We start from the raw sequence: 5071 nt of genomic DNA on the forward strand, positions 1-5071 counted from the left end.
TGTCGTGTTACCGCCTTCCCTCCACAGGCATTACCCCGCTTCATCAGTAATATGCAGTAATCTGACTCCCTAAGGCATTCGGCCTCCTCACTTTGTTATCGCTTGTTGGCCTTACTTTCTCTGTGTAAAGAGCTCTTAGGGTCTCCCACGTTGACGCATCATAACACTGTGTAGCATGCCAAGGTCACCGACCCCGGGGAAGCTAATATATTCTCGCATAACGACTATATTAGTGTTGTTTTCTACCCTGGTAAAAGTATCAACCTTCCCGATTTGGGATATCGAGGCTCAATCCCTTCAGCTTACGCTTTCGGCCTACTACCTTGCTGTCTACGCTTAACATTACAAGTTACCCGGTAATGTCCAAGACTCGCTATGAGTGATTTGCTAAATCTTACTCAGTGGGAATCCCACCCACTATATGATGCGCCCTTCGTGGCGCACTACCAGTCCCCTTGGGGAGGAAAAGACGACCCCCGAAGACGAACTTCGAAGGCCTTTTCCGACCCGAGCAAAAATATTAAGCCCAATTGCATTTATCAAACATTTTTATGATATTGAATGAAATGACAATTCAGATGTAACTCAACTACATTGTGTTAGATCTAAATTGTCAGAATCGTTTCCCATTGTGCAAAGGTACGACTCCGGCACAATGGATTGAAAAATGTTGGAACAGATTCCGGGCAAATAAACCTGATTAACATGGCATCCATAGTGGGGCCTGACATCGGTAGTATAATTGTTAAGCCGGATGTAAAAGTTTTTTTGCTTTAATGCAATACTGGGTACTATTACGTAACCCATATTTTAATCCAGAAGTCCACTCCCCTCCGATGTAGGATTGTTTACATAGAAGCCACTAATATCAGTCTACCCTAGGGGCTTGCCCAAGTTTCCTGGACGACAGTGAAAGCAATGAAGAAATAGCGATCGTCCTCTGTGAGAAGGCAATTTTTATACAAAGGTTTTGAGGCACTTCTCGCGCCTGCAGACTGTCGAACCCAAGTTTTCACAAGCTAAACAATAAGTTGATAAATTGGTGTCAGGCACTGGTACTAAGCGCTTTGTTGGGAGAGGTCTCAGAATCTAAGTCTACTTCACTCTATAACGCATCCTGTTACCATATTTCTGTGAAGATAGAAGGCCTTTGCCTTCGAGTTTAAGGACAAAGTTTCTAATTGTCGCATAAGCTGCGTTTTTAAAGTCCTTTTCCAGTTGCTTAGTCGAAAATTCATTAGTTCCGTATGCAGAGAGAACATAATAAAATAAATCCTTTTCCTTGGCTGTAATCTCTCCTGTTTGAAGCAGGTTATTAAACATTTTGAGCGCATTTGTCGGCTCAGCCTTTTTCTGAAGCTTAGTAAGTACATTATCAATAAAATAGCTTACAAAGGGGGTTATATCTAAAATTTCTGACACCTTGGAATTATTCGATATTAAAGTAAACGCCTTATAATACAAGCCCTTGCTTTCATTGATATATGCAGAAAAAGGTATGAACAAAGAAGAAGTATATCCTATTTGTACCAGATACCAAAATTGCAGTAACCGGGCCATTCTCCCGTTGCCATCAAAATAGGGATGGAGGTAGGCAAAATAGTAATGAATTATGATAGATTTAATAACTTGATCCAAACCATCGTCTATATAGATATAGTCGATCATATTTACAATATATTCTGTAAGCAGATGATAACTGATTCCCTGATGCTCTATGTTTTGCCCAACCACATAAACTGCGTCATGACGATATTTATGCTCAGGCATCAGCCTGTCCGTTTCGTCTAAAAAATCGCCGACCGCAAGCATAAACAACTGATATAGATTTTCCTCTGTAATTTTGTTGGCAGGTTCCGCTATGAAATCTAAGCCACGCTTAATGCCATAAGCTTTATTCTCATTACTTGTTTCGGGCGCTCCGCCATTTAAGATTTTTCTAACACTCTCCCTTGATGAGTCAATCTGTTCAATGGACAGTGTTGAAATAATTTCGTCCTCCATTGCCTGTATGCCATACTTTTCACTTGAATAGGAGGCCGCGAGTGCTTTAATAAGCTGTGCCGTCATGTTGATTTTAGCGGGCAGCAACACAGTGGGCTTGCCCTTAAAGTCAAGCAAAGTGAGTTTATGATAAAAGCTATCATTAAGCGTATCCAAATATCCCGCTAGATTTTCCTCCCCAAATTTATACTTAAGCTTATTAATATCCAAAGCGTTTTTATCACTGAACATCTCAGTAAAGGTTTTCAGTTCCATAGCTTCCCCACTTTCGATACTATTTAGTATCAATTACTATATGAGTATACCACAAAAGCACAAAAAGTAAACCCATTAATTTACATTTTGTTTCCTGCTCATATCAAAAATCAATTGTTTAAAGCCTTTGGGAAGGCATCTTAAATATGTCTATACGTTATATACGTACATCTGAATGGATTGCTGATGATGGCGGTAACGATGTTTGTTTAATGAGAAACATCGGAGACATGACCATTATTTGCGTCCTCCATACTAAATAAAAGTGACTTGTTTTTTTATCAAAACTCACTCTCTCATGCGTACATAACGAACGTTATGACAAAATTCCGAAAAGCAAGACCCCTATGGGAGGAAATTTGACCCCGAAGGCGAACTCCGAAGGCCTTTTCTGACCCGATCACCTGTCCCCACCTTTTCACAAGCTAAACAATAACTTAATAAGTTGGGATAAGTTGGTGTCAGGCACCGAGGTCCTATTTCTATTTCTTCTCTGGCTGTTCTAAATTCTTACATGACTTCAACAAAATAAATTCCCTGTCCTTGCTATGTATGTACATTTCCTCCGTTTGACGCTGTATCTGCTGGATTTCTTCAATGATATCTGTCATTTTGTTAAATAGGGTACTATACATTTCTTTATAATCTACCAGTGTTCATCACCCCGATATTTTTCGATTCACCATTTGAGATAATTTTAGCGATATTCTCGCTAGAAGTCAATAGCGAATAATTCGCTATACTATAATTATCTTGAGGTGATTTCAGGTGTATGAAAGAATAAGACATTTGAGGGAAGACAAGGATCTAACGCAAACACAGGTTGCAGCTTATCTCAATTGCAGCCAAAGGATATACAGCAATTATGAACGAGGTGAGGTGGATTTACCAACCGGAATTTTAATCAAACTGGCAGAATTACATAATACAAGTACAGATTATCTCTTGAACAGAACAAACAGGAAAAAGCCATGCCCGAAAGTCTAATTCTGAATGGAAGTATGGAAAAGAAAGGGTCCAGGAACCTGCGCGAACGGTGAGCGGAGTGAACTGTTCCGCCGAGTAGTGTTTCATTTTAAGGCGAGCATTACTAACGTCCTCGACACAATTCTAATTTTATAACTGGAAATATAACTTTGAAAAAATGGGATAGATGGTTTGAAAGAATCAAGAACATGCTATAAACACGTACAGTTGGATCGAAACCGACCACCTGGTAATGTTTGAATATATCCTTCAAGTTCCATAATTGAGAGAAGTTCAAGTTGATTAATACCTGTCTCTCTTTCTATATCTTCGATTGTTTTCTTGGAGTTAGTAAGGCAATTTCCAATCTTTTTTTTATTGCCTGTTAATTGAGGTAGCGAAGTATCGGAAGGTTTCGCTTCTATTTCTAGAGTATGGTACGCTGTGTCTATCAACTGCTTTGGATGTAGGTACACAGTCGCCCCTTTTACAATTAGTAATCAATGTGATAAAAATGATGACGTAGTTATTTGTTTGTGTACAAGTCAACCTGCAAAGTCAGAATTTGATACAAAGGTTCAGCTTAGGAAAGAGACCTATGTAAGAACCAATAAAATACATACGATTTGCAGAAGCCAACTATTATTTAGAATTGACCACCAGTTTGGACCTGGAGAATATGAAGAGTTAATTAATAAGCTGAAAAGAGCATTAGATTTAAAGGCATAGCAACCGCGTAGAGGTCCTATGTCTTTTTTATATGTGTTGTTACAGAGACCATGTCTTAAGCCATCTTCAAATCCTAAAATGTAGAATTATTGAAGAAGAAAGAGGTATCTGGAATCTGAGCGTAATGGCAACTTCAGGGGGAGCCGTTACGCTCAGATTATTGATTCTTAAATTCGAGTCCGATAAAATAAAGACTGTTATGAAAAGTTGATTTAACAGGCCTCCATGGATGCTCTTGAATATTCAGAATAGTTTTCCATCGGTACAGGGTACGACCCTGCACAATTCCGGAGGGAACCGGAGGAATTGTGTCGAGCACAAGCAAAACAATAAGTTGGTGTCAGGCACCGGCTCCCTGTACACTCAGTCCGCTCTGGCGGCATTCTTCGATGCGGACTCGCCACTTTGTTCCAGGGCTAAATCTCTAGTCATAAAAAACCTCCTGTCTCTATTCACTCTTTTTTACAGAGTAACAAAGTTAGGAGATTTTTTCGCTACGCTATTTAGTCCACCGCTTACAGTTTTTAGGGAAGTGTTCATTCTTATTTAACGTTTTCTGTTCACTTTATTTTACCATTCACACCAGACCCCTATGGGAGAAATAGAGTAGGGGCGATTACTCGCCCCTCTCACGGAACCGTGCATGCGGACCATCGCACACGGCTCTTCCATCAGTTCGCCTTTTTAGCACAAAGATTTTCGTAAACACCTAACAGACTGACAAAACCAATCTTTTCAAACCATTTAAGGTCAAGGGCTGCATGAACCATTTGACACGCCGAATTCCGCCACCTAGTCATGGACAAGCTTAACATCTTGTCCTTTTTCCATCCTTTGCGCATTAGGATAGACCAAATACGGCGTGGATTGCGCCAACTCCGCATCTGTACCATTCTGACTCGTCGCCGTATCCACGTATCTATGGTTTTAAATAAGGTTTTTATATTCCCATGTCCATAATAGTTGGCCCAACCCCTGATATAAGGATTTAACTTCTTTAACAGGGTTGGCATGTTGGTTGTCTGGTTTCTTCGGGTAATTTCTCTTATCTTGGCTTTGAACTTATTCAGCGCCTTTTCACTTGGTTTCAGATAACAAGTAAAGATATCGTCCTCTT

Annotated in this window: 3 protein-coding genes; 1 reads left to right on the forward strand and 2 read right to left on the reverse strand. The window is 39.9% G+C overall.

What is annotated here, in order from left to right; translation table 11 throughout:
* Positions 1 to 1095: 1095 nt before the first annotated feature.
* A complete protein-coding gene (locus JL57_RS13025; protein ID WP_034142483.1) occupies positions 1096 to 2259 on the reverse strand; it encodes a Fic family protein in 1164 nt (387 codons plus the stop codon).
* A 768-nt stretch (positions 2260 to 3027) separates the two neighbouring features.
* Here JL57_RS13025 and JL57_RS34340 point away from each other — a divergent pair.
* Positions 3028 to 3246: a helix-turn-helix domain-containing protein gene (locus JL57_RS34340; protein WP_291300045.1), complete on the forward strand. Its 219-nt coding sequence runs from the start codon at positions 3028 to 3030 to the stop codon at positions 3244 to 3246.
* 1379 nt (positions 3247 to 4625) lie between these two features.
* On the opposite strand, the gene JL57_RS13035 is transcribed toward JL57_RS34340, so the two are convergent.
* Positions 4626 to 5071, reverse strand: a 446-nt coding sequence (locus tag JL57_RS13035) for a group II intron maturase-specific domain-containing protein (protein ID WP_034142485.1), incomplete at its 5' end; no start/stop codon positions are given.

It is taken from the genome of Desulfosporosinus sp. BICA1-9 (genome assembly GCF_000802135.1).

What these genes read in the sequence shown, in the direction of transcription:
- JL57_RS13025 (WP_034142483.1), bottom strand. Translation starts at nt 2,259, where the DNA reads ATGGAACTGAAAACCTTTACTGAGATGTTCAGTGATAAAAACGCTTTG.